Source organism: Agrococcus sp. HG114 (assembly GCF_024723325.1).
Taxonomy (GTDB): Bacteria; Actinomycetota; Actinomycetes; order Actinomycetales; family Microbacteriaceae; genus Agrococcus.
This window is the reverse complement of the sequence record NZ_JANQCH010000027.1, coordinates 1-22,517: the sequence shown is the minus strand read 5'-3', so window position 1 is coordinate 22,517 and position 22,517 is coordinate 1. Positions and strand designations below refer to the sequence as shown.

22 protein-coding genes are annotated in these 22,517 nt (G+C 73.0%); 14 read left to right on the top strand and 8 right to left on the bottom strand.

Annotated elements, in window-relative coordinates:
* The 7 genes from NWP09_RS04725 to NWP09_RS04695 form a co-directional block, all read left to right on the top strand.
* The coding region (locus NWP09_RS04725; protein ID WP_258274387.1) for a zinc-binding dehydrogenase at positions 1-451 on the top strand (451 nt) is incomplete at its 5' end.
* Positions 448-1,101 (top strand): TetR/AcrR family transcriptional regulator, encoded by a 654-nt coding sequence (locus tag NWP09_RS04720; RefSeq protein ID WP_258274386.1) that lies wholly within the window; start codon positions 448-450, stop codon positions 1,099-1,101. The genes NWP09_RS04725 and NWP09_RS04720, both read left to right, overlap by 4 nt.
* Positions 1,102-1,261: 160 nt before the next feature.
* Positions 1,262-2,275: a tripartite tricarboxylate transporter substrate binding protein gene (locus NWP09_RS04715; protein WP_258274385.1), complete on the top strand. Its 1,014-nt coding sequence runs from the start codon at positions 1,262-1,264 to the stop codon at positions 2,273-2,275.
* A gap of 2 nt (positions 2,276-2,277) precedes the next feature.
* Positions 2,278-2,823, top strand: a complete 546-nt coding sequence (locus NWP09_RS04710; protein ID WP_258274384.1) for a tripartite tricarboxylate transporter TctB family protein — start codon at positions 2,278-2,280, stop codon at positions 2,821-2,823.
* Between the two features lie 4 nt (positions 2,824-2,827).
* A complete protein-coding gene (locus NWP09_RS04705) occupies positions 2,828-4,546 on the top strand; it encodes a tripartite tricarboxylate transporter permease (RefSeq protein WP_258274383.1) in 1,719 nt (572 codons plus the stop codon).
* On the top strand, positions 4,543-5,745 hold the full coding sequence (locus NWP09_RS04700) for an MFS transporter (protein WP_258274382.1): 1,203 nt from the start codon (positions 4,543-4,545) through the stop codon (positions 5,743-5,745). Before NWP09_RS04705 ends, NWP09_RS04700 begins: the two co-directional genes overlap by 4 nt.
* A gap of 5 nt (positions 5,746-5,750) precedes the next feature.
* Positions 5,751-6,722 carry an NAD(P)H-quinone oxidoreductase gene (locus NWP09_RS04695; protein ID WP_309137101.1) on the top strand — a complete coding sequence of 324 codons (972 nt, stop codon included), beginning with the start codon at positions 5,751-5,753 and terminating at the stop codon, positions 6,720-6,722.
* A 45-nt stretch (positions 6,723-6,767) separates the two neighbouring features.
* Here NWP09_RS04695 and NWP09_RS04690 read toward each other — a convergent pair whose 3' ends face one another.
* A complete protein-coding gene (locus NWP09_RS04690) occupies positions 6,768-7,988 on the bottom strand; it encodes a cytochrome P450 (protein WP_258274380.1) in 1,221 nt (406 codons plus the stop codon).
* 457 nt (positions 7,989-8,445) lie between these two features.
* Between NWP09_RS04690 and NWP09_RS04685 the strand changes: the two genes are divergently transcribed.
* Positions 8,446-9,306 (top strand): hypothetical protein, encoded by an 861-nt coding sequence (locus NWP09_RS04685; RefSeq protein WP_258274379.1) that lies wholly within the window; start codon positions 8,446-8,448, stop codon positions 9,304-9,306.
* The gene (locus NWP09_RS04680) at positions 9,307-9,759 is read left to right on the top strand and encodes a PIN domain-containing protein (RefSeq protein WP_309137100.1); all 453 of its coding nucleotides are present in this window, start codon (positions 9,307-9,309) and stop codon (positions 9,757-9,759) included.
* On the opposite strand, the gene NWP09_RS04675 is transcribed toward NWP09_RS04680, so the two are convergent.
* The 3 genes from NWP09_RS04675 to NWP09_RS04665 form a co-directional block, all read right to left on the bottom strand.
* On the bottom strand, positions 9,731-10,441 hold the full coding sequence (locus tag NWP09_RS04675) for an alpha/beta fold hydrolase (protein WP_258274377.1): 711 nt from the start codon (positions 10,439-10,441) through the stop codon (positions 9,731-9,733). The genes NWP09_RS04680 and NWP09_RS04675 overlap by 29 nt on opposite strands.
* 267 nt (positions 10,442-10,708) lie before the next feature.
* Positions 10,709-11,305 carry a TetR/AcrR family transcriptional regulator gene (locus NWP09_RS04670; RefSeq protein WP_258274376.1) on the bottom strand — a complete coding sequence of 199 codons (597 nt, stop codon included), beginning with the start codon at positions 11,303-11,305 and terminating at the stop codon, positions 10,709-10,711.
* Positions 11,306-11,362: 57 nt separating this feature from the next.
* Complete coding sequence (locus NWP09_RS04665; RefSeq protein ID WP_258274375.1) at positions 11,363-11,911, bottom strand: NYN domain-containing protein; 549 nt, start codon at positions 11,909-11,911, stop codon at positions 11,363-11,365.
* Between the two features lie 83 nt (positions 11,912-11,994).
* Between NWP09_RS04665 and NWP09_RS04660 the strand changes: the two genes are divergently transcribed.
* Entirely contained in the window at positions 11,995-12,471 is a 477-nt protein-coding gene (locus tag NWP09_RS04660) for a hypothetical protein (protein WP_258274374.1), read from the top strand.
* 7 nt (positions 12,472-12,478) lie between these two features.
* On the opposite strand, the gene ctlX is transcribed toward NWP09_RS04660, so the two are convergent.
* Positions 12,479-13,516 carry a citrulline utilization hydrolase CtlX gene (gene ctlX / locus NWP09_RS04655; RefSeq protein WP_258274373.1) on the bottom strand — a complete coding sequence of 346 codons (1,038 nt, stop codon included), beginning with the start codon at positions 13,514-13,516 and terminating at the stop codon, positions 12,479-12,481.
* Positions 13,517-13,624: 108 nt separating this feature from the next.
* Here ctlX and NWP09_RS04650 point away from each other — a divergent pair, with 108 nt between their 5' ends.
* The 4 genes from NWP09_RS04650 to NWP09_RS04635 all read left to right on the top strand — a co-directional run bounded on the left by NWP09_RS04650 (position 13,625) and on the right by NWP09_RS04635 (position 18,818).
* Positions 13,625-13,993 (top strand): VanZ family protein, encoded by a 369-nt coding sequence (locus NWP09_RS04650; protein ID WP_258274372.1) that lies wholly within the window; start codon positions 13,625-13,627, stop codon positions 13,991-13,993.
* A gap of 141 nt (positions 13,994-14,134) precedes the next feature.
* Positions 14,135-15,163 carry a 3-oxoacyl-ACP synthase III gene (locus NWP09_RS04645; protein WP_258274371.1) on the top strand — a complete coding sequence of 343 codons (1,029 nt, stop codon included), beginning with the start codon at positions 14,135-14,137 and terminating at the stop codon, positions 15,161-15,163.
* Complete coding sequence (locus tag NWP09_RS04640) at positions 15,160-17,850, top strand: alpha/beta fold hydrolase (protein WP_258274370.1); 2,691 nt, start codon at positions 15,160-15,162, stop codon at positions 17,848-17,850. Before NWP09_RS04645 ends, NWP09_RS04640 begins: the two co-directional genes overlap by 4 nt.
* Positions 17,847-18,818: an NAD(P)-dependent oxidoreductase gene (locus NWP09_RS04635; protein WP_258274369.1), complete on the top strand. Its 972-nt coding sequence runs from the start codon at positions 17,847-17,849 to the stop codon at positions 18,816-18,818. Before NWP09_RS04640 ends, NWP09_RS04635 begins: the two co-directional genes overlap by 4 nt.
* 29 nt (positions 18,819-18,847) lie before the next feature.
* Here NWP09_RS04635 and NWP09_RS04630 read toward each other — a convergent pair whose 3' ends face one another.
* The 3 genes from NWP09_RS04630 to NWP09_RS04620 all read right to left on the bottom strand — a co-directional run bounded on the left by NWP09_RS04630 (position 18,848) and on the right by NWP09_RS04620 (position 22,329).
* Positions 18,848-20,104, bottom strand: a complete 1,257-nt coding sequence (locus NWP09_RS04630; RefSeq protein WP_258274368.1) for an alpha-hydroxy acid oxidase — start codon at positions 20,102-20,104, stop codon at positions 18,848-18,850.
* Positions 20,105-20,148: 44 nt separating this feature from the next.
* Entirely contained in the window at positions 20,149-21,480 is a 1,332-nt protein-coding gene (locus NWP09_RS04625; RefSeq protein WP_258274367.1) for an MFS transporter, read from the bottom strand.
* A 150-nt stretch (positions 21,481-21,630) separates the two neighbouring features.
* Entirely contained in the window at positions 21,631-22,329 is a 699-nt protein-coding gene (locus NWP09_RS04620) for a FadR/GntR family transcriptional regulator (protein WP_258274366.1), read from the bottom strand.
* Positions 22,330-22,517 lie beyond the last annotated feature (188 nt).

Sequence of the window (22,517 nt, the reverse complement as noted above, 5' to 3'; positions counted from 1 at the left end):
CGCCCGCCCGGCGCGCCTCGCGGAGGCGGCCGCTGCAGGCGCGGCTGTCGTCGAGGCGAGGGACGACGGCCTGCCGGCCGCGCCCTCGCAGCACGATCTCGTGATCGACCCGTTCGGCGGCGACCGCACCGCGGCGCTGCTCGACTGGTGCGCCCCGGGCGGCGCGCTCGTCTCGCTCATACCGCGCACCGCTCCGGCGATCGAGGACGCTGCGCGAGCGCGAGGCATCGTGCTGCGACGCGTCGTCGTCGAGCCGTCGGAGCTCGGCATGCAGCGCATCGCCGACTGGGTCGGCGAGGGCCGCGTGCGGCCGCGCGTCGGGCTCGAGCTGCCGCTCGCCGCAGCGGCGGAAGCGCACCGCGCCGGTGAGCGCGGCGGACTCGATGGCAAGATCGTGCTGCGGCCGTGGCAGCGCAGCCAGGGCGCGACCGACGAAGAGGTGACGCCGTGACCACTGCTCCCGAGATGACCGCGCGCCAGCTCGGCAAGCAGCGCAAGCGGGACGCGATCCAAGCCGCTGCCGCCGAGCTCATGCACGCGAAGTCCTTCGACGACATCACGATGCGCGAGATCGCACAGCTCGCGGGAGTCGGCGAGGCGACCCTGTTCCGCTACGTCCCCAACAAGCACGACCTGCTGCACATGGTCTTCGGAGACGAGCTCGACGCCGTGCTCGACCGGATCGAGCAGCAGGACGCCGCCCTCGTGGCCGCGCAGGGCGACGAGCCCAGCGGCACGCACTTCGTGGAGCGCATCCGCGCGATCTACCTCGAGCGCTCGGCCTTCTACCGCCGGAACCCGGAGAACGCCTCGCGCTATCTGCGCGAGGGCTTCAGCCTGAGTGCGCTCAGCGCCCGCAACGTCGCCCAGGGCGACCGCACCATCGCGCTGACCCGCGCCATCCTCGAAGAGGGTCAACGGCGGGGGCTGCTCGACACGCGCGCTGATCCTCTCCTCGTCGCGCAGAACTGCCACGCGATCTACATGCACGAGATCGACCGCACGCCCGTGCGCGGGTTCGACCCGGACCGCATCTGGGAGCGCCTCGGGCCGCGACTCGACGCGCAGCTGCGCCCCCTCGTGCTCCGCACGGGAGACTGAGCGCGGGGGCTGCCCGGTCGGTCCGACGGCGCTCGATCGTCGATGCTTATCGCGGGTTGACGTCTCCCCACCGCTCCGATTACGGTCGCGTCAGGTCATACTGAGAGTGCACTCTCGAAAGATGCATCTCGCCCCACTAACAACGAGGTTAGGAGCCGCCATGCGCAGCATGAGCACCAAGCACACGAGGTCGCTGATCGCGGCCGGCGCCATGATGGGGGTCGCGCTGCTGGCCGGCTGCAGCAGCGCGTCCGGCACGGCGAGCTCCGCCGCACCCGAAGGCGAGGCCGCGACGTTCCCGTCGGGCGACATCCGATTCGTCATCCCCTGCTCGGCCGGCGGCCCGACCGACGTCACCGCCCGCGCGCTCGCCCCGTGCCTGAGCGACGCGCTCGGCACGAACGTGATCGCGGAGAACGTCACAGGCGGCTCCGGGTCCGTCGGGCTGCAGGACATGATCTCGAAGCCCGCCGACGGCCAGACGATCGCGATCGTCTCCCCTGGCATGGTGGCGCTCGCGCCCATCGCCAACGGACTCGACTACTCGCGCGAGGACGTCGCATCGATCGGCGTCATCTCGTACTCGCCGATGATCCTCGCCGTGCCGGGCTCGTCGCCCTACGCATCGGCCGAGGAGTTCTTCGCCGCCGCCGAGGACGCGCCCGGCACCCTCACCGTCGGCGTCTCCGGCGCATCGACGCCGCAGGCGATCGAGCTCCAGCGCCTCGCCGACGAGTACGGCGTGCAGGTCACCGTCGTGCCCTTCGACGGCAGCTCCGGCGCGATCACCGCGCTGCTCGGCGGTCACGTCGACTCCGTGTTCGTCAACGACCAGGAGGACGTCGTCCAGCGCATCGAGTCGGGCGACTTCAACGCCCTCGCGGTTTCGTCGCCGGAGCGGCAGGCGCACCTCGAGGACGTGCCCACGCTCGCCGAGCTCGGCTACGAGGACCTCACCCTCGCGGTGACGATCTACGCGCTCGCGGCGCCGGCCGGCACGCCGGAGAACGCCATCACGGCGCTGTCCGGCGCGCTCGAGGGCTGCCTGACCGACGAGGCCACCGTGGATGCCATCGGCGAGGACTACGTGCTCGCCGAGTACCAGGACGGCGCGGCGTTCGACGGCTTCCTCGCGGAGGCCGAGGAGGTCTACTCCTCGATGCTCGGCGGCTGACGATGAGCGACGTCACCGACCGCATGCCGAGCACTGAGCCGATGACCGAGCCGAGCGCATCCGCCCCGGAGCCCCTCGAGGGCATCCGCGGACGTCGGATCGCGCGGTGGAGCGCCGTGGTCGTGCTCGGGGCGGTCGGTGTCGTCGCCATGGTCCTCAGCATCGGCTACGGTCTCGGCACGGGCACCCGCCCCGGGCCGGGGCTGTGGCCGTTCATCGCCGCGGTGATCATGGTGGGCTGCACCGCCGTCGTGGCGATCACCGACACGCTCGAGGACTACGAGCCCTGGGGCACGGATGCCGTGCGCACGATCGTCGCCATCGCCTCGCTCGCCGTCTTCGCCGTGCTCTTCACGCTGCTCGGCTTCACCATCCCCGCGGTGCTCCTCATGCTCCTGTGGCTGCGCCTGTTCGGCCGGATGCGCTGGGTCGCCGCAGCGCTCCTCGCGGCCGCGGGCGCCATCGCCCTCTTCCTGCTGTTCGACGTCGTGCTCGGTGTCCCGCTGCCCCGGGACCTGCTCATGACGCCGCTGACGTCCTGGATGTGATCCCATGCTCGACGGCCTGCTCCACGGCTTCGGCGTCGCGTTCGACCCGATCAACCTGCTCTACGTGTTCGTCGGGGTCGTCATCGGCACCGCGATCGGCGTCCTGCCGGGCCTCGGCCCGACCGCGACCATCGCGCTGCTGCTGCCGCTGACGTACGCGCTCGACCCCGCGACGGCGATCATCATGCTCGCCGGCATCTACTACGGCTCGATGTACGGCGGCACGATCACCTCGGTCCTGCTGCGGATGCCCGGCGAGGCCGCATCCGTCGTCACGACCTTCGACGGCTACCAGATGGCGAAGCAGGGGCGAGCCGGGCCCGCGCTCGGCATCGCGGCGATCGGCTCCTTCATCGGCGGCATCGTCTCCGTGATCGGGCTGGCCATCTTCGCGCCGATCCTGGCCAACTGGGCGCTCGCGTTCGGGCCGGTCGCGATGGTGGCGCTCATGGTGCTCGGCCTGCTGCTCGTCACCTCGCTCGGCACCGGCTCGACGTGGAAGGCGCTCGTCATGGCGGCGGTCGGCCTGCTGCTCGCGAGCGTCGGCCAGGACCAGATCAGCGGCATGCCGCGCTTCAACTTCGGCTCCGCGTCGCTGCTCGACGGCTTCGACTTCGTCGCGATCGCCATGGGCCTGTTCGGCGTCGGCGAGATCCTTCACAACCTCGAGCAGGGCGGGCACCTGCACGCGGTGGCCAAGAAGGTGACCAAGATCCTGCCCACGCGCGAGGACGCGAAGCAGTCGGCCGCGCCGATCGCGCGCGGCTCGATCCTCGGGTTCTTCATCGGCATCCTGCCCGGCGGGGGCGGCGTGCTCTCGTCGCTCGCGAGCTACGCGCTCGAGAAGCGCGTCGCCAAGGACCCGAGCCGCTTCGGCAAGGGAGCCATCGAGGGTGTCGCCGGCCCGGAGACGGCGAACAACGCCTCGTCGACATCGGCGTTCGTGCCGCTGCTCGTGCTCGGCATCCCCTCGAACGTCGTCCTCGCGCTCATCTTCGGCGCGCTCCTCGTGCAGGGCATCACCCCCGGGCCGAGCCTCATCCCGCAGCATCCCGACATCTTCTGGGGCGTCGTCGTCTCGATGCTCATCGGCAACGCGATGCTGCTCATCCTCAACATGCCGATGGTCGGGGTGTTCGTGCAGATGCTGCGCGTGCCCATGGGGATCCTCGTCACCTTCGCCGTCGCGATCGTGCTCATCGGCACCTTCTCGATCGCGAACGACCCGTTCGACATCTGGATCGTGCTGGCCTTCGGCGTGCTCGGCTGGCTCATGAAGCGCACCGGGTTCGACCCCGGCCCGCTCGTGCTCGCGTTCGTACTCGGACCGATCCTCGAGGCGTCCGTGCGGCAGTCGCTGCTGATCTCGGGCGGCGACCCGACGATCTTCGTCAGCGACCCGATCGCGCTCACGATCTACTCCGCGATCGCGCTCGGCATCGTCGCGGTGGTCGTGCGCAAGGTGGTCAAGGGCCGTGCACGTCCCGCGCTCTTCGATCAGGCGCGGCACATCCCGCCGGCGACGGGCCTCCTGACGATCGGCCGCGCGAAGCGCGCGAAGGCTGAGGGTCAGGCCGAGACGACGGATGCGTCGACGGCCGAGCGCGCGGAGCCCGCGAGCTCGGTGGACGCCGCAGCCCAGCCCGCCGCCGCCGAGCAGCCGACGAGCAACAGCGCTGAGCCGACCGAGGAGGAGCGCGAGGCCGACGCGCGGCGCCGGTGAGCGCCGACAGACGGGAGCGGCGGCTCGTCACCGCCCTCTTCGTCTCGGGCTTCGCGACCTTCTCGCAGCTGTTCGACGCGCAGGCGATCCTGCCGAGCCTCTCGCGCGATCTCAGCATCTCGAGCGCGAGCGCCGCGCTCGCCGTGTCGGCGACGACGTCGGGCATCGCGGTCTCGGTGCTCGCGTGGGCCTGGCTGTCGGATCGGATCGGGCGCACCGCCGTCATGCGGATCAGCCTCGTGGCGACGACGGTGCTCGCCCTCGCGGCGCCGCTCGCCCCGACGCTCGAGGTCCTCATCGGGATGCGCGCGCTCACCGGCGTCGCGCTCGGCGGCATCCAGGCGGTCGCGATGGCGCTGCTCGTGGAGGTGCTGCCCCGGCATCGCGTGCCGCCCGCCGCCGCGATGTACATCACCGGCAACACCGTGGGCGGGGTCACCGGCCGCGTCATCGCAGGGCCCGTGAGCGAGCTGCTCCACTGGCGCGTCGGGCTGCTCGTCGTGGCAGGGATCGGCGTCGTCGCGTGCCTGCTGTTCTTCGTGCTGCTGCCGCGCGGGCTCGAGGAGCGCGGCGCGCGACCGGCCCCGTTCCGAGCGGCGCTCGGGCACGTCGCGCATCACCTGCGGCGGTGGACGACGCTCTCGGTCTACCTGCAGGGCTTCCTCATCATGGGGTCGTTCACCGCCGTCTACAACTACCTCGGCTTCCACCTCACCCGCGAGCCGTTCTCGCTGCCGGTCGCGCTCGCGAGCCTGTTCTTCCTCGTCTACTTCGTCGGCGCCGCGAGCGCGCGCGTCGCCGGCGGCCTCGCCGTGCGCATCCCGCCGTGGTTCGTCGTCACCGCCGGCGGCGCGCTCGTCGCCCTCGCGGCGCTCCCGATGCTGAGCGGCAGCCTCTGGGTGATGTTCGCCGGCATCACGCTCCTGACGATCGGCACCTTCATGTCGCATCCGATGTCGAGCACGCTCTCGGGGCTCGAGGCGGATCGGGGGCGCTCGCAATCGACGGCGCTCTACCAGCTGAGCTGGCTCACGGGGGCGGCCCTGTGGGGCTGGTTCGGCGGGGTCCTGTACGACCGCTTCGACTGGCTCGGGGTCGTGTGGATGTCGACGGCGCTCGCTGCCGGGGCGATCGGGATCGCCGCGAGCCGGGCGTGGGTGACGAGGAACGGTCTGAGCGAAGAGGGGAGTCCAGCATGAAGGCGATGCGGTTCGAGGTCGATGGACCGATGGAGTGGGCGGATGCGCCCGACCCGGTCGCGGGGGACGGCGAGGTGGTCGTCGAGGTCGCGGCCGCCGCCGTCAACCGCGCGGACCTCATGCAGCGCGCGGGGAAGTATCCGCCGCCCGCGGGGGAGTCGGAGGTGCTCGGTCTCGAGTGCTCCGGCACGGTGGTCGCGCTCGGTGCCGGGGTCGACGGGTGGTCCGTCGGGGACGAGGTGTGCGCGCTGCTCGCCGGCGGCGGCTACGCCGAGCGCGTCGCGGTGCCGGTCACGCAGCTGCTGCCGGTGCCGGAGGGCGTCTCGCTCGTCGAGGCGGCGGCGCTGCCCGAGGCGGTGTGCACGGTGTGGAGCGCGATCCGCGACCTGCCCGAGCCCGAGGCGGGCGAGCTCGCGCTCGTGCACGGCGGCTCGGGCGGGATGGGCACGATGGCGATCCAGCTGCTGCGGGCGCGCGGCTGGCGCGTCGCGGCGACGGCGAGCGCGCGGCACCGCGAGCTGTGCACGTCGCTCGGCGCCGAGATCGTGATCGACTACCGCAGCGAGGACTTCGTCGAGGTCGTGCGCGATGCGACGGAGGGACGAGGCGCGGGCTTCGTGCTCGACGTCATCGGCGCCTCGTACCTCGAGCGCAACCTCGAGTCGCTCGCCCTCGACGGCGCGATGACCGTCATCGCGGTGCAGGGCGGCACGCAGGCGGAGGTCGACCTGCGCCGGCTCATGCAGCGGCGCGTCACGCTGCGAGCGATGACGCTGCGCGCGCGACCGCGCACCGGCGGACGCGGCTCGAAGGCGGCCGTCGTGCAGCAGGTGCGCGACATCGCCTGGCCGCTCATCGCGGCCGGCGACGTGCGGCCCGTCATCGGCGCGACCGTGCCGATGCTCGAGGCCGACCGCGCGCACGCGCTCATGGGATCGCCGGAGGCGCCGGGCGGCAAGCTGCTGCTCGTGCGCTGAGCCGATCCCGGCGGAGCTGCGATCGGCAGAGCGGTCGTCCCGCGCTCAGCGCGACGCGGAAGCATCCGCCTTCCATCCCTCCGGCGTGAACCGCAGCGGGAACCGCACCGGCCCGGTGTTGCCCGAGACCGGCAGCCACTCGCCCGGCCCGTCCGCAGCGACATCCGGCATCCTCTGCGCGAGCAGGGGGAGCGCCACGCTCATGTCGGTGCGGGCGACGAAGTGGCCGAGGCAGTGGTGCACGCCGCCGCCGAAGCCCGAGTGCAGCGGGCGGTCGTCGTACGTGATGTCGAACGGGGCGTGCTCGGCCATCGCGAGCGGGTCGGTGCCGATCGCGTGCGAGAGCATTTGCACGATCCCGCCCTTCGGGATGGACAGGCCGTGCAGGTCGACGTCCTCGATCGCCTCTCGCGTGACCCACGTGACGGTCGGGTTGACGCGCATGACCTCCTCGACCGCGCGGGCGCCGAGCTCGGGGCGCTCGGCCATGAGCCTCCACTGGTCCGGATGCGCGAGGAACGTCTGGACGGCGAGGCCCAGCTGGTTGCGGGTCGTCTCCATGCCGGCGAACGCGAGGAAGACCAGCGCGACCGACAGCTCTCGGCGACTGAGCGCATCCGCCCCCTCGTGCGCGGCGATGAGGGTCGAGACGAGGTCGTCGCGCGGGTTCGCCTGCCGGTCGGCGATGACCTCCTCGATGTAGCCGGTGAGGCCCTCGAGCGCCGCCTCGATGCGGGGCAGGTCGTCCTTCACGCGGATGCCGAACGACTTGCCGAGGTCGTCGGCCCAGTGCGCGACCTGCGGCCACTCCTCGTCGGGCAGGCCCAGCAGCATGCACAGGATGCGGCTCGCGTACGGCTCGGCGAACTCGCTCACGAACTCGACCCGGCCGCGCGCGGCGAAGCCGTCGATGAGCTCGTTCGCGAGCGCCTGGAAGCGCGGCCGCATCGCCTCGATCGTCTTGCTGCGGAACGCGGGGCCGAGCAGGCGCCGCAGCCGCAGGTGGTCGTCGCCCTCGATGCTCAGCAGCGTCTCCTGCCACCACTCGCGCCACGGCCCGTCGTGAATGCCGTTCTGGTCGGGCCACTTGTCGTTGCCCTGGCGGAAGCGGCGGTCCTTGAGGACGGCCGTGCCCTCCTCGTAGCGGAGGATCGCCCAGCCGTACGGCGTCTCGGCGAACCAGCTCTCGTCGCGCGCCTCATGGACGGCGGCGGAGGTCACATCAAACGCGGGGTCGGCGAGGTCGAGGAAGGGCGTCGTTGCCATGGCTGGAGCATAGGGGCGAGTCACGCGACCGCGGAGCACGACCTCGGCTGGCGTAGACCGGCCGTTGGTCGAACTGCACGGGCGAGGCACCGGTTTTCACTCGGGAGCGCCGAGGCAGCCGGTACGACGGCGAAGTCCGGCCGCGCAACTGGCCGAAGATTTCGTCGGGTGCGCACTCTTGCGCGCCGAGCGCGTTGACCTGCGGCGCCGCCTGCACGGCGGGCCCGCGGCGCTCGACGAATATGACGTGCGTCTCGGTCGTGCCGGTGTTGTGGCCGGTGAGCGACGATGCGCGCGGGCAGGCGCGGTGGCTGCCCGCGCAGTCCGCCGATGGAGGCGGCTTCGGTGGGCCGCCCCGGCCACCGCGGCTCTGGCGGTATGTTGACGACAGCGCGGCGAGTCAGTGGGCTGCGTTATCTTGGCTCGCTCGGTACGGCGATAGGCGGAGGTGATCCGGATGACGACGCAGTTCGAGTTCCGCCTCCTCGGCGCCGCTGCGCCCGCCGGTGAGCTGGATGCCGACCATCTGATCGCGATCGCGCAGAGCCTGAAGGAACTGGCGACGAAGCTCGGCCGCGCGGAAACCGGTGGGGAGCCCGTCGGACGCCCGACGTCCCGCACTCAGCGAGTGGCGAAGCTCACCATCGGGCTCGCGCCCGGAAGCACGCGCGTCTTGGTGCGACGCGCAGCCGACGTCAACGCGTTGCCATTCGACGTGGAAGAGGAGCGCGCGTTCGACGAGAAGTTTGAGGCGATCGTCAGCTCCATCGCGGCCGACGAGCGGCGGGACTGGATCACGGACACGCTCGCGCTCGCGGCGGAGGATCTTCGGGCGGCGTTGGAAAAGGCGGCGCCGAAGGTCGAGTTCATCGTCGGAGGCCGCTTGCACGAGGCGTTCTCGACGGCTGCGACTCATTCTGAGACCTGGCGGCTCGGCGATGGCGCTCCCGTTGATGAGTCGCTGACGTTCGTGGGGCGGCTTCGCGTGGTCAACCTCGACACCCAGCGGTTGCAGGTCACCGACGATCTCGGCACGAAGGTCACTCTGCCCAACGTCGTCAATGCCGATCGCGTTGGTGCCCTGCTCGGACAATACGTCGAGGTGGTCGGGAAACCAGATCGCGATGCGAGGGGCAAGCTGATCCAACTGCGAGATGCGGTGATCGAGGCGGCCTCACCGCTTCCGGCAGAAACCGGGTCGCGCGAACCGCTCACGCTGGACGCGATCCTGCAGAACGCACCGGGGCCCGGGCCAGGGCCGCTTCCCGGGCTGACGCCGGAAGAGGCGGACGCGTTGCTCCAGGCGATCGGACGTTGAGTGGGGGTGCGGGCGGCACTGCTGGACACGGACGTCTTCAGTGCGCTCTTCGTCTCCCCTCGAGAGACAGTCGTCAAGAGACAGCAGCCCGTGGAGACGTGGGAAGCTCTCCTGGTTGGCCATCGGGTGCTCGTCTCGTTCCAGACGAGAGCTGAGCTCCTCAGCGGCGCGCTCGCTGCCGGCTGGGGCGCACAGCGCGTCGCGCGATTGCGCGAGCGACTGGATGCGACGCCGACCGTCCACGACGACCGGGACGTCGTGGACGCCTATGCGCGGCTGAGCGCCGGTGCTCAAGTGTCCGGGCACGCGCTCGGCGCGCCCTCGCAGGTGGGAGACCGATGGGTCGCGGCCTGCGCCATCGCGAAAGGACTTCCGCTGTTGACGGGCAACCTTCGGCACTTCGCCGGGGCCCCGGGGCTTCAGCTCATCGATGCCGCGTCGTCCGCGGGCTGAGCGTGCCGGTACAGAAGTCTCTGCTCATCGCCAGTACCTCCGACGCCCACAGCACCCGGTAGTGGCCGAGCCGCTCTGTCATGCGCAGACGGGATCCCCGCCAGTGCTCAGCGAGAGCAGCCGAGTCTTCCGCCGAAGTGACGGCATCCTCCCGGTCGTGCACGATGAGCGCGGGCGCGAGGCGTCCCGCCCCCTGCTCCGCCTCGACGAGCGGCAGCACGTCGAAGGCGGCGAGCGGGCGGCCGATGCGCCGCTCGAACCGCGCTGCCAGGCCTGCCTTGACCGCGGGGCCGAGCGCGAGCGCATCCGCGAACACGTCGAGCATGCCGGCGCCGGTGGACGCCGGCGCGATGAGCACCTGCCGAGCGGGGGCGATGCCGTGGTGGTGCTGCGCCCACAGCACCGAGAGGCAGCCCATCGAGTGGGCGACGGTCAGGGTCGGGGCGCCGACGTGGTCGGCCACCGCGCGGTAGCTCTCGGCCATCTCGGGCAGCGTGCTCGAGCGAGGGCCGAGCGCGCCGCGGCCCGAACTGCCGTGCGCGAGCGCGTCGAACGCGACCACCTGGTAGCCCTGCTCGAGCAGCAGCGACACGAACGCGCCGAGCTGCTGCCACCAGCCGCCCCAGCCGTGCACGAGCGTCGCGATCGGCGCGGTCGGCTCGCCGAAGCGCACGCCGCGCACGGTCGATGAGCCGAGGGGGACGGCGAAGGGCGAGCCGCCGGAGGGGGCGCGTCGATCGCGCTGCGCGGGTGCCGGCGGTCGGCCGACCGAGAACCACAGCCGTTCGGCGAGCCGGGCTCCGGCTGCGGGGGCCGTCCGCTCCAGCGTCGCGAACGTGCTGCGGAGGAGGGCGGTCTGCGCGTTTCGCACGACCGTGCTTTTCTTCGGTGCCACGATGCTCCGTTCAGAGAAGGGGGTGGGATGGGGGTGGTTCGGGGGTGAGGACAGCTAGACGCGCTGCGGCTCGAGCAGCGCCTCGATCGCGCGCCACGTGCGCTCGCGCGCGAGCGGGTCGCGCATCATGCGGTGCGCGAAGTGGAAGCCGAGCATGTGGGAGTAGAGCACGTGGGCGAACTCGACGCTGTCGCTCTCGGGGAGGTCGCCGACCTCGACCGCCGAGCGGTGGATGCGCCGCAGCACCTCGTGGAACGCGGCGTGGTGCTCCGCGAGACGGTCGCGCACCGGTCCGTCCGGTGCGTCGTCGAGCTCGGTCGCGGCGGCGACGAACACGCACCCGCCCGGCAGCGAGAGATCGCCCAGGCCGTCCCAGCGCATCCATCGATCGATGACGCAGCGGATGCGGGGGAGGCCGGCCGGCTCGGCGAGCGCGGGCAGCACCACGACGTCGCGGAAGTGGTCGGCGGCGAAGTCGAGGATGTCGAGCTGCAGCCGCTCCTTGGAGCGGAAGTGCGCGTAGAGCCCGCTCTTCGACATCTCCATCGCCTCGGCGAGGCCGCCGATCGTGACGTGCGAGAGGCCGACGAGGCTCGCCTGGCGCAGCCCCGCACGCAGGATCGACCGGTTGGTCTCCTCGCCCTTGCTCATGGGGCAAGAAAAGCACGGTCGTGCTACGCCGTCAAGGGGCAGCGCGCCCCGGCGCGATCAGAGGAACTCGAGCGGGTCGAACTCGTCGATCGGGATGACGCGCACGCGCGGCAGGCGGCTGGTGAACGCCGCGACGTCGTACTCGAGGTCGAAGAACTCGACGCCCGGCACGTCCCGCAGCGAGCCGGCGAGGAACTCGCCGAACGCGAGGATGCCGATGCGGCGCTCGCCCCGCTCGGCGAGCCGCTGCATCTGCGGCGCGAAGTCGCCGTCGTGGCTCACGAGCATGACGTCGTCGCCGCGGTCGACGAGCGCCTCTGCGGTGCGCTGGATCGCGATGTCGACGACCTTGCCCTCCCCGCTCAGCGGCACCGGCTGGTAGCCCATGGAGATGAGCGCCTGCACGAACGAGATCGGCAGCTCGCTCGCGACGGCGAGGAAGAACAGGCCCTTCACCGGCTGCTGCCACGCCTGCTCGGCGTAGGCGAGCACCTTGTTCCACCGCGGCCGCTCCTGCGGCTCGGGGCGGCGCCCGAGCACCGAGACGCCGAGCGTCGCGTCGATGTTCTCGCCGTCGACGAGCAGGTAGGTGGCGCGGTCGCTCATGCCGCGACCCTATCGGCCGGCGACCGCCCGACCCCGGCAAGTGGAGGGTCGCGGGCCGGCGCGGCCGGGAGTACGTTCGGCGCATGAGCGCAGCACCGCGCGCCGCTCGGTCGCACCTCCGCCTGCTCGGCCTGATCGCGGGGGCGCTCTTCGGCGCCGCCGGGGTGCTCACGCCGTTCGCCCTCATGCTCGTGATCTCGCTGCTTGCGGGCCTCACGAGCCTCGGCGCGCAGCAGTGGCCCGGCTTGCTGCTCGGCATGCTCGTGCCGATCGCCGCGGCCGCCGTCAGCGGGCTCTGGCTGCGCCGCGCCGGCATCCCGAGCGCGGGCCGCGTGACCGCCGCCGCGGGCACGCTCGCGGCCCTCGCCGGGCTCGTGTCGACGCTGCTGCTCACGCCGCTGCTCATCGCGCTGCAGGCGGCGGGCGTCGCGATGGCCGACACCGAGGCGATGGCGCTGCTGCCGGCGCTCGCCGTCGTGCTCGGCGCGCTCGCGGGGGTGCTGCTGTGGCCGGCGCTCGCGCTCAGCCTCGGCGGCGCACCCGCCGGCGCCGCCGCGTAGCCGGCCGCTAGGAAGCCGGCTCGAGCTCCGACGCCGCCTCGACCCCGTCCATCGTCTCGGGCTCCTCCGCGATCGCCTCGACCGCCTCCGTGAGCTCGGGCTCGCGCGCCGGTCGCGGGTCGAGGTGGATCCCGGCGATCATGCAGCGCACCGAGCCGCCCGCGAGCTCGATCGTCGGGATGTCGATCGAGACGATCTCGCACGACTCCTCGATCACCGCGACCTGTTCGGGCGTCAGCGCGCGCCGCGCCCGCTCCGACATCGCCATGACGGTGCGACGGCGCCCGTCCGGCCAGCGCCCCGAGAGCTCGACCGTGTTGCCCGCGAACTCGCGCACCTGGTGCTCGGTGAGCTCGACGAGCTTGCGCCCGCACGCGCGCAGCCGCTCCCGCACCTCCTCGCGTCGCGACGCATCCGGGATCATCTCGAGCGCGAAGAGCGCCACCTCGGTGCCCACGCACGCGATGACGTTCGTGTGGTAGACCGGCACGCCGTCGCTGTCGACCGCGTCGAACACCATCGGCTCGTACTGGAAGTCGGTGCAGAACCGCTCGAGCACGTGCGTGTCGGCGCGGTGGCTGCGCGCCATGTAGGCGACGCGCGAGACGTGGTCGAGCACCATCGCGCCCGTGCCCTCGAGGAAGATGCCGTCGGGCTCGAGCCCCGAGTAGTCGACGATCGTCTGCACCCGGTAGGTCGACTTCAGCATCTCGAGCACGTCGGCGCGCCGCTCGTGACGGCGGTTGGATGCGTACATGGGGTAGACGGCGACGGCTCCGCCCGCGTGGGTGGAGAGCCAGTTGTTGGGGAAGACGCTGTCGGGGCGGGTGTGGTCCTCGTCCTCGAACACGTGCACCCGCACCCCCACGGCGCGGAGGGCGTCGGCGACCGCGTCCATCTCGGCGAGCGCCTTGGCGGCGACGTCGTCGATCGACTCGCCGGCATCGGGCTCCGACTGAAACGCGTTGTCGGCGGCGGTCGCCGGGTTGGGGCGGAACCGCAGCGCGCGGATCAGGATGACGGCGGAGGGGGCGACAGCGCTCACGATCGCTGAATGTAGCGGTGCGGGCGCGCGGTTTTCGGGCGTCGACGCAACGGGTCGGCGCGGCTCTCGCGGTGTGCGCTCGCGCGATCGCGATGCCACCATCGACGCATGGGTTCGACGGGCTGGCGGCGCGTCGCGCTCGCGCTGTTCGCGGTCGCGGTGCTCGCCCAGCTGCTCGTGCTCTACGCCCCCGATCCGCCCGAGGGTCTGCCCGGCGCGCCCGGCCTCGACAAGCTCGTGCACGCCGCGGTCTTCCTCGCGCCCGCGCTGCTCGGCGTGCTCGCCGGCATGCAGCCCCTCTGGCTCGGCGCGGCGCTCGTGGCGCACGCGCTCCTCTCCGAGCTCATCCAGCACTCCCTGCTCGCCGCACGATCGGGGGACGGGTGGGATGCGGTGGCCGACGTCGTCGGGGTCGCCGCCGGCCTCGCGGCGGGCTGGGCGCTGCGACGCCGCGCCGCGCACTCCGCCGCCGCCTGAGCGCCGCCGCGGCCCAGGGCATCCGGCCACCGGCTCGCGCCCGGGGCGGCGGAACTCAGCGACCTATGCAGATCGACCACAGGTCGCGTCGATACGGTGGCCAGTGCCCGACCGCGCCCATCCGCTCTCGACGGAGACCCCATGACTGGCAACGCGACCACCCGCTTCAGCAACGTCTCGCTGCTGTCGGTCGCGAGCACCCTGCCGAGCCGTGTGACGACCTCCGAGGACATCGAGCACCGCCTGGGCGACGCCCTGTCGCGGCTGCGGCTCAAGGGCGGGCTGCTGCGCCGCGTCGCAGGCGTGCTCGAGCGCCGCAACTGGGATGCGGCGGCGGGCGAGTCGGCCGACCGCGCGACGGTCGACGCGGGCCGCCGCGCCCTCGCGGAGGCGGGGGTCGAGCCCGGCCAGGTGGGGCTGCTCATCAACACGAGCGTCACGCGCAAGCACCTCGAGCCGTCGGTCGCCGTGCGGCTCCACCACGAGCTCGGCCTGCCGACGAGCGCCATCAACTTCGACGTCGCGAACGCGTGCCTCGGCTTCGTGAACGGCATGAGCCTCGCGAGCGGCATGATCGAGTCGGGCCAGATCGACTACGCGATCGTCGTGAACGGCGAGGACGCCGACGACATCCAGGTCAACACGATCGACCGCCTCCTGCGCGACGACGTCGACCGCACGGGGTTCCTCAGCGAGTTCGCGACGCTCACGCTCGGCTCCGGCTCGGCCGCCGCCGTGCTCGGCCGCACCGACCGGCACCCCGAGGGCCACCGCATCCTCGGCGGCGTCACCCGTGCGGCGACCGAGTTCCACGACCTGTGCGTCGGCAGCGTCGACGGCATGTACACGAACGCGAAGGCGCTGCTGAAGGGCGGGCTCGACCTCGTCGTCTCCGCCTGGCGCGAGGCGGCGCCCGAGTGGAACTGGTCGAAGATGGACCGCTACATCACCCACCAGGTCTCCTCGGTGCACACGAACGCCATCATCAAGGCGGCGGGCCTCGACCCGGCCCGCGTGCCCACGACGTTCCCGCGCCTCGGCAACGTCGGCCCCGCATCCATCCCCATCACGCTCGTCGAGGAGCGCGCCTCGCTGCAGCGCGGCGACCGCGTGCTGCTCATGGGCGTCGGCTCGGGCCTCAACACGGCCATGATGGAGCTCGCCTGGTGACTGCCCGCGACGCGTCGGCGGCGGCGCTGCCGCCGGCGGGGCTGCCGGGCCTCGACCCGTCGTGGAGCCGGCTCGTCGACGTGCCCGGCTCGGGGGCGGATGCGGGGGTCACCCGCACATGGCACGTGCTCGACACGCTCGGGGAGCTCGAGCGCCTCGGCGCGCCGGTCGCCGGCACGATCCTCGCCGTCCACGGGAACCCGACGTGGAGCTACCTGTGGCGGTCGCTGCTCGCCGCGTCCGTCGCTGTCGCCGCTGCCGGGCAGCCGGCGTGGCGCGTGGTCGCGGTCGACCAGCTCGAGATGGGCTTCTCGGAGCGCACGCCGGTGCGCCGCACGCTCCCGCAGCGCGTCGCCGACCTGGCAGGGCTGACGGATGCGCTGGCCCTGGAGGGCCCGGTCGTCACGCTCGGGCACGACTGGGGCGGCGTCGTCTCGCTCGGCTGGGCGGTCGACCACCCGGAGCGGCTCGTCGGCGTCGCGCTGCTCAACACCGCGATCCACCACCCGGAGGGCGTGCCGATCCCCGCGCCGCTGCGGCTCGCGAGCGCCCGTGGCGTGCTCGCCGCCTCGACGGTCGCCACGACCGCGTTCCTCGACACGACGCTCTCGCTCGCCTCGCCGAAGCTGCCGCGCGACGTGCAGGACGCGTACCGGGCGCCCTACCGCTCCGCCGCTCGCCGGCACGGCATCGGGCAGTTCGTCGCCGACATCCCCGCCTCGTCGGCGGATGAGAGCCGGCCGGAGCTCGACCGCATCGCCGAGGGCGTCGCCCAGCTCGACGCGCCCGCGCTGATGCTGTGGGGACCAGCCGACCCGATCTTCAGCGATCGCTACCTCGACGACCTCGTCGACCGGCTGCCGCACGCCGACGTGCACCGCTTCGAGGGCGCGGGCCACCTCGTCGCCGAGGACCGCCCCTACGCGCCGGCGATCCTCGAGTGGCTCGGCCCCGCCCCCGCTGCCCCCGCTCGTCGAGCAGGCGCCGAAGGCGCCGCATCGAGACGCACCGACGAGGCGTTCTCGCCCCTCTGGGCGAATCTCGACGCCCGCGCGACCGACGACGGCGTCGCCGTCATCGACATGGCCGCCCGCGGCGGCAGCACCCGCCGCGTGAGCTGGCGCCAGCTCCACGACCGCGTGCTCGACCTCGCCGCCGGCCTCCACGAGCTCGGCGTGCGCCGCGGAGACCGCGTCTCGCTGCTCGTGAGCCCCGGCCCCACGCTCACTGCCGTCATCTACGCGTGCCTCCGCATCGGCGCGGTCGTCGTCGTCGCCGACGCCGGCCTCGGCGTCAAGGGCCTCACGCGGGCCGTGCGCGGCGCGTGGCCCGACGTCATCATCGGCGAGCGGCTCGGCCTCACCGCCGCCCGCGCGCTCGGCTGGCCCGGCGTGCGGATCTCGGCCGAGCGGCTGCCCCGCGCGGCGAAGGCCGCGCTCGGCGTCTCGCACAGCCTCGGCCAGGTCGCCACGCTCGGCGCCGCCATGCGCTCCCGCGGCTACGCCGCGCCGCCCGAGCCGAGCGCCGACGACGACGCCGCGATCCTGTTCACCTCCGGCTCCACGGGGCCCGCGAAGGGCGTCGTCTACCGGCACGGGCAGCTGAGCGCCCTCCGCGACGTGCTCGCCCGCCACCTCGGCATCACGCCCGAGACGGGCCTCGTCACGGGCTTCGCCCCCTTCGCGCTCCTCGGCCCCGCCCTCGGCACGCGCTCGGCGACTCCCGACATGGACGTCTCGGCGCCCCGCACCCTCACCGCGACGGCGGTCGCCGCGGCGGTCCGCGAGTCCGACGCGCGCATCGTCTTCCTCTCGCCCGCGGCGGTGCGCAACGTCGTGGAGACGGCGGATGCGCTCGGTCCCGACGAGCGGGCGGCGCTCGCCCGCGTGCACACGGTGCTCTCCGCCGGCGCCCCCATCGGCGAGCCGCTGCTCGCCTCGATCGCCGCGGTGATGCCGAACGCGACGCCGCACACGCCCTACGGCATGACCGAGTGCCTGCTCGTGACCGACGTGACGCTCGACGGCACCCGGGCCGCCGCATCCGCCCCCGACGCCGGCGTGTGCGTGGGGGCTCCGATCGGCGACAACCGCGTGCTCGTGAGCGCGCTCGACGCCGACGGCCGCGCGACGGGCGAGCCGAGCGCCGAGCCGGGCGTGCTCGGCGAGATCGTCGTCTCGGCGCCCCATCTCAAGGACCACTACGACCGCCTCTGGCTCACCGACCGCGCGGCGACGCGCGACACGGAGCAGCTCGACGCGGCCGACGGCCGCCGCTGGCACCGCACGGGCGACCTCGGCCACCTCGACGCCGAGGGGCGCGTGTGGGTCGAGGGGCGCACGCAGCACGTCATCGTCACGGCCGACGGCCCGGTCGCCCCGGTCGGGCCCGAGCAGGACGCCGAGTCGGTCGACGGCGTGCGCCGCGCCGGCGTCGTGGGCGTCGGCCCGCACGGGCTGCGGCAGGCGGTCGCGGTCGTCGAGACGATCCCGTCGGCGGCGAAGCCGGGTCTCGCCGACCCCGAGCTCGCCGCCGCCGTGCGCGAGCGCTCGCGCGTGCCGCTCGCGGCGGTGCTCGCGGTGCCCCAGCTGCCCACCGACATCCGCCACAACTCCAAGATCGACCGCTCGCGCCTCTCGGCATGGGCCGAGCGCGTGCTCGCGGGCGAGCGGACGGGCGCGCCGTGACGGTGCTCGTCACCGGCGCCTCGGGCTTCCTCGGCCGCGCGGTCGCCGCCCAGCTCGTCGCCGAGGGCCACGACGTGCGCACGCTGCAGCGACGCCCCTCCGGCGTGCCGGGGGTGACGGATGCGCTCGGCTCGGTCACCGACGCGGCCGCCGTCGAGCGCGCGGTCGACGGCGTCGACGCGGTCGTGCACCTCGCCGCGAAGGTCTCGCTCGCGGGAGAGGCGTCGGAGTTCCGGGCGATCAACGTCGCCGGCACGCGCTCGCTCCTCGACGCCGCGGAGCGCGCGGGCGTGCGCCGCTTCGTGTTCGTCTCGTCGCCGTCGGTCGCGCACGCGGGCGCGGCGCTCGCGGGGGTCGGGGCCGAACCGGCCTCGCCCGAGCGGGCGCGCGGCCTCTATGCGCGCACGAAGGCGGAGGCCGAGCTGCTCGCGCTCGCGCGCGACTCCGAGGCGATGCGGGTCGTCGCGGTGCGGCCCCACATCGTCTGGGGGCCGGGCGACACGCAGCTCATCGAGCGGGTCGTCGACCGGGCGCGCCAGGGGCGGCTGCCGCTCCTGAACGGCGGCACCGCGCTCATCGACTCGACCTACGTCGACAACGCCGCGAGCGGCATCGCGGCGGCGCTCCGCCGCGCCGAGCACGCGCACGGTCGCGCGTTCGTGCTCACGAACGGCGAGCCGCGCCCCGTCGGCGACCTGCTCGCAGGCATCTGCCTCGCCGCCGGCGTGCGTCCGCCGCGCTGGAGCGTGCCCGCCGGGCTCGGCCGCGCGGCCGGAGCAGCGGTCGAGGCCCTCTGGTCGATCCGCCCGGGCGCCGACGAGCCGCCCATGACGCGGTTCCTCGCCGAGCAGCTCTCGACCGCGCACTGGTTCGACCAGCGCGAGACGCGCGAGGCGCTCGACTGGGCGCCGGCCGTCTCGATCGACGAGGGCCTCCGCCGGCTCGCGCAGCACTACCGCGCGCGCTGAGCCGGCGAAGGCCCTCGAGATCGCTCGCGTCAGCGCGCGATGATGCCGCTCGCGTCGGTCACCGGCTGCAGCCGGCGCAGCTGCGTCACGTGGCGCGGCTCGAGCTCCTCGAGCGTCGAGACGCCGAGCAGCGCCATCGTGCGCTCGATCTCGGTGCGCAGGATCGCGATCGTGCGGTCGACGCCCTGCCGCCCGCCGGCCATGAGCCCGTAGAGGTAGGCGCGGCCGATGAGCGTGAACTTCGCGCCGAGCGCGACCGACGCGACGATGTCGGCGCCGTTCATGATGCCCGTGTCGATCATGACGGTCGCGTCGCGGCCGACCTCGCGGACGACCTGCGGCAGCAGGTGGAACGGCACGGGGGCGCGGTCGAGCTGGCGGCCGCCGTGGTTCGAGAGCACGATGCCGTCGACGCCGAGGTCGATGAGCCGCACTGCGTCGGGCACGTTCTGCACGCCCTTCACGACGAGCTTGCCCGGCCACATGCCGCGGATGACCTCGAGGTCCTCGTACGAGATGGTCGGGTCCATCGCCGAGTTCAGCAGCTCGCCGACCGTGCCGCCGGTCGTCGACAGCGACGCGAACTCGAGCTTCGGCGTCGTGAGGAAGTCGAACCACCACCACGGCCGCGGCACGGCGTTCAGGATCGTCTTGACCGACAGCTGCGGCGGGATCGAGAAGCCGTTGCGGGTGTCGCGCAGCCGGGCACCGGCGACGGGCGTGTCGACCGTGAACATGAGCGTGTCGAAGCCCGCGGCCGCGGCGCGCTCGACGAGGCCGTACGAGATCTCGCGCTGCCGCATGACGTAGAGCTGGAACCAGTTGCGGCCGGTGGGGTTCACCGCCTTGACGTCCTCGATCGTCGTGGTGCCGAGCGTCGAGAGGGTGAAGGGGATGCCCGCGGCGGCCGCCGCGCCGGCGCCGGCCGTCTCGCCCTCGGTCTGCATGAGCCGCGTGAAGCCCGTCGGCGCGATGCCGAACGGCAGCGCGCTCGGGCCGCCGAGCACGGTCGTCGACGTGTCGACGTGCTCGGCCGGGCGCAGGATGTCGGGGTGGAACTCGACGTCCTGGAACGCCTGGCGGGCGCGCGCGAGCGACACCTCGCCGTCGGCGGCGCCGTCGGTGTAGTCGAACGCGGCCGCCGGCGTGCGGCGCTTCGCGATCGCCCGCAGGTCGTCGATCGTGAGCGCGGCGCTCAGCCGGCGCCGGCGCGCGTCGAGGTCGGGCTTCTTGAACTGCATGAGCTCCATGAGCTCGCGCGGGTTGGGCAGCTGGCGCTTCACCATGGTGTGCCTCCTGAGGTTCCTGGGGTGCGGATGCGTCGGGTCGCTCAGCGCACGAGGGCGTCGGCGGGCGCGTCGAGGGCGGTGGGCTCGCGGTGCGCGACGTGCTTGATGAAGAACGACGCGATCACCGAGAGCGCGGCGCACGCGGCGACGTAGACGGCGATCGGCCACCACTGGCCGCCGCTCGCCTCGAGCAGCGCCGCGGCGATGAGCGGCGCGGTGCCGCCGAAGACGGCGGCGCCCACCTGGTAGCCGAGCGTCGCGCCGGTGTAGCGCACCTCGGGGCTGAAGCTCTCGGCGATGAGCGTGCCGAGGATCGCGTTCACGCTGCCCCACAGGATGCCGAACGCGAAGATCGTCGCGGCGAAGACCGCCCACGTCTCGCCGATGTTGAGCACCCAGTAGTACGGCACGACGAGCACGATCGTCGCGAGCGCCGAGAAGCGGTAGAGCACCGCGCGGCCGACCCGGTCGGAGAGGTGGCCGAAGAACGGCATCCAGATCGTCGCGACGAGCGCTGCCGCGGCGACGGCGAGCAGCACGGTGTTCTGGCGCACGTCGAGGATGTTCGTCGCGTACGCGATGACGTAGGTGCCGAAGATGTAGAAGGGGCCCGTCTCGGCGGCCTTCGCGCCGATCGCGACGAGCACGGCGCGCCAGTGCTTCGTCAGCACCTCCTTGATCGGCAGGCGCAGCTGCGCGCCGGTCTCGCGGATGCGCTGGAACTCCGGCGTCTCGTCGAGGCCGTTGCGGATCCACAGGCCGATGAAGACCAGCACGATCGAGCCGACGAACGGCACGCGCCAGCCCCACGAGAGGAACTGGTCCTCGGGCAGCAGGGTGAGGAGCGCGACGACCGCCGAGGCGAGCAGCAGGCCGAGCGAGATGCCCATCTGCGGCACAGCGCCGTAGAGGCCGCGCCGGTGCTTGGGCGCGTACTCGTAGGCGAGCAGCAGCGCGCCGCCCCACTCGCCGCCGATGCCGATGCCCTGCAGGATGCGGAACAGCAGCAGCAGGATGGGCGCGGCGATGCCGATCGCCGCGTAGTCGGGCAGCAGGCCGATCGCGACGGTGCCGCCGCCCATGAGCATGAGCGTGAGGAAGAGCGTCTTCTTGCGGCCGATGCGGTCGCCGATGTGGGCGAAGACGATGCCGCCGACGGGGCGGAAGAAGAACGTGAGCGAGAACGACGCGTACGCGAGCATCGTCGAGAGGAACGGGTCATCCGTCGGGAAGAACGTCTTGTTGAAGACGAGCGCCGCCACCGTGCCGTAGACGAGGAAGTCGAACCACTCGATGACGCTGCCCGAGAGGCTGCCGATCAGGACGCGGTAGTTGAGCCGCTCCCGCGGCGCGGCGGAGGTCGTGCTGGACAAGTGCTCTCTCCTTCGAGAAGCGACCGCTCGCGGTCGTCGGGCGTCGATGCTGTGTGGTCGAACCATGTGGTCAGACCACAGTGACCGTAGACGACCGGGCAGGCCGCGGTCAACTGGCGGATGCGCGGGCGCGGCTCCGGCGCGTCGGCGTCAGTCGGGCGCGGGGGCGCTCCGCGACGTCTCGCGGTAGTAGCCGCGGATGTGCTCGCGCAGCCGCTGCGCCGCGCCCGCACGGTCATCGGCGCGCAGCCGCTCGAGGATCCCGCGGTGCTCGGACCGCAGCCGCGCGGCGGTCGCCGCCCAATCGGGGAGCGCCTCCGCGCGCTCGAGCGTGTGATCCGCGATCGACGTGCGCATCGCATCCATCAGCGTCGAGATGAGCGGGTTGCCCGCCGCGCGCGAGAGCGTCACGTGGAACTCGGCGTCGAGCTGCAGGAAGTCGGCGACCGGCAGCTCCGAATCCTCCATGCGGGCGAGCAGCGCCTCGGCGCCCGCCCAGTCGCCCTGCGCGACGTCGGCGTGCTCGGCGCTCCACGTCTCGAGCAGCAGCCGCCCCTCGAGGATGTGGGCGTGGTCGACGTGCCTCGTCGCGAGCTGCATGCTGAGGGCGAGCGCGAGCGCCTGCTCGGGGGCGGCGGTCACGATCGTCCCCGAGCGCGGGCCCGAGCCGGTCGACGTGCGGATGGTGCCGAGCGCCTCGAGCACGCGCAGCGCCTCGCGCAGCGAGCCGCGCGAGACGTGCAGCGTCTCGGCGAGCGCCCGCTCGCTCGGCAGGTGGTCGCCGATCGCGAGGCGACCGCTCTGCAGCTCGGCCGTCACCCAGCTCATGACCGTCTCGTGCACCTTCATCGTGGGTCGAGTATCGCAGTGGCCGTGCCGGGCGGAGCACCCGCGGGCACGGCTGCCCGGCAGCCGGGACACGCGCCGTGCCGCTGACCCGACGCCCGGTCGGGCTACGCTCGCCGCGTGGACGCGATGGCGCGGGACGGGCTCGACGAGGCTGCCGACGCGGCGGCGCGCGCGCTGCCGCCCGAGGC